This window comes from Cyanobacteriota bacterium, assembly GCA_025054735.1.
Lineage (GTDB): Bacteria > Cyanobacteriota > Cyanobacteriia > SKYG9 > SKYG9 > SKYG9.
On record JANWZG010000539.1, the window covers coordinates 1 to 2,113 of the forward strand.

General features: G+C 49.8%; 2 protein-coding genes. Both read right to left on the minus strand.

The features are described 5' to 3' along the window. Positions 1–169: 169 nt before the first annotated feature. Positions 170–481 carry a co-chaperone GroES gene (groES, locus tag NZ772_17855; protein MCS6815419.1) on the minus strand — a complete coding sequence of 104 codons (312 nt, stop codon included), beginning with the start codon at positions 479–481 and terminating at the stop codon, positions 170–172. A 151-nt stretch (positions 482–632) separates the two neighbouring features. Beyond that, positions 633–2,024, minus strand: coding sequence for an amidohydrolase (locus NZ772_17860; protein ID MCS6815420.1), 1,392 nt, complete (start codon positions 2,022–2,024; stop codon positions 633–635). Between the last annotated feature and the right edge of the window lie 89 nt (positions 2,025–2,113).

Genomic DNA, 2,113 nt, shown 5'->3' on the forward strand with positions numbered 1-2,113 from the left:
CCTTCTCTAGGGCACGACGAGCATTCTCGTTGTAAATAATCCGTTTAGCCATAGTTCAGAACTACTCCACTAACTGTTGATCATGGTTGGTCGTTGGTCATACGTCCTCGTTACACCTCATGCACCGACCAGCGAGTAACGGGGACTACGGACAAAAATGCAGGATAATTTAGCCGACGATCGCCAAAATATCCTTTTCAGACAAAAGTACGTACTCTTCGCTACCAAGCTTGATATCCGTACCAGCGTACTTGGAGTACAGCACTTTGTCACCAACTTTCACTTCTAGCTCTTGGCGGGTGCCGTCATCGTTGCGCTTACCAGGGCCAACCGCAGCGATTTCACCTACTTGAGGCTTCTCCTTGGCGGTATCAGGCAAGTATAGGCCGCCTGCGGTTTTCTCCTCAGCAGCGCTGACCTTAACGAACACACGATCGCCGAGAGGCTTCACAGTCGAAACACTCAAAGATACGGCTGCCATACACTTCTCCAATTAACTACTTACTCATTAACGTAAAGCTCTGAGGTAAGCTACCAAGTCTAAGACTTAGCACTCTCAACCTCTGAGTGCTAATGTATCGAAGAGTGGCACTGATGACAACTTTTTGGGGGATACGGTTTACCGAACCGCACTACACGGCTAGCGATCGCCAAGGGCGGTGCTTAAAGCGACTGGTGCCTGCACGCTCAGCAAGGGCATCCGCAGCCTGTTGAGCTTCTTGCATCACATCCTCTTCAGACACCGTAACCATCTGGCGATCGTGCATCACAACCTGGCCATCAATAATCACCGTTTCGGGTTCGTTGCCCAAGGCAGAGTAAACCAGAGAAGACACTGGGGCATGGACAGGGGTTACAAACACATTGTCTAGGTTGAGTACTACCAGATCGGCCTTTTTGCCTGGTTCAATCGAGCCAATTTCATGGTCAAGGCCAATGGCACGGGCACCATCGATCGTGGCCATTTCTAACACCTTTTCTGCCGTGATAATCGTAGGATCACGGTGATAGCCTTTATGAATTAATGCTCCAAACTTTAGTGTATGGATCATATTGCTATTATTGTTGCTAGCTGGCCCGTCACAGGCCAATCCTACCGTTACTCCTGCCAGCAGCATATCGGGAATAGGCGCAAAACCAGAGGCTAGGTACATGTTGCTGCAAGGGTTGTGAGATACCTTGACATCGTGTAGCTTCATAATCCGGATTTCGCGTTGCTCACAATAGACGCAATGTACCGCCAATACATCTGGCCCCAGAAAGTCGATGTGATGAAGGTATTGCAAATCTGACATGCCAAAACGCCGCATCGAGTTTTCAATCTCAAAGGGAGTTTCGGCAATGTGAATTGTGATTAGAGCCTTTAAGTCGTGGGCTAGCTTGCGAGTTTGCTGTAATGTCTCGGTGTCTACGCTCCAAATCATGCAGGGAGCCAGTCCCACCTGAACCCTAGCGCCAGGAGTGTTGTGTTTTTCAATCAGGGCACAAGCATCTTCCAGGGCTTGGTCTAGCGGTTCTATCAAAGGCTCAGGCACGCCAACGTCTGCGCCCAGGGTCAGATAACCCCTGGCGACGATGCCTCGAATGCCAATTTCTTGAAAAGCGTGGATTACTGCCTCAGTGAGATGGCTGCGGGGATGGGCATACATAAAGTCTACAACTGTCGTGGTGCCAGACTTAATGGCTTCCACACATCCATGGCGAGCAGCAGCGTAGCAGTCTTCTGGAGTGAGGTGAACAGCAGAAGGCCCAGTCATGCATGTGAACCAGTCTTTCAAAACCCGATCGTCACCTAAACCCTTCAGCAGCGTTTGGAATAGGTGAGTATGGGTATTAATCATGCCGGGGATGATTACTCGATCGCGACAATTGAATACCGTAGCATCTGGATACTGAGACACCAACGTGTCTGTGTTGCCCACAGCTCGGATGCGATCGTCCTGGATGCAAATGGCTCCATTTTCCAGCACGTCCCGGTTGGGATTCATCGTCACAATAGTGGCTTGGGTCAATAATCGGGTCATGGCAGTCTCCACACTAACTATCCGTCTCATTGCAACAACCCCTAAGCTAGAATACTGGGGACTCTTAACAAATGGCAATGGTAACCATG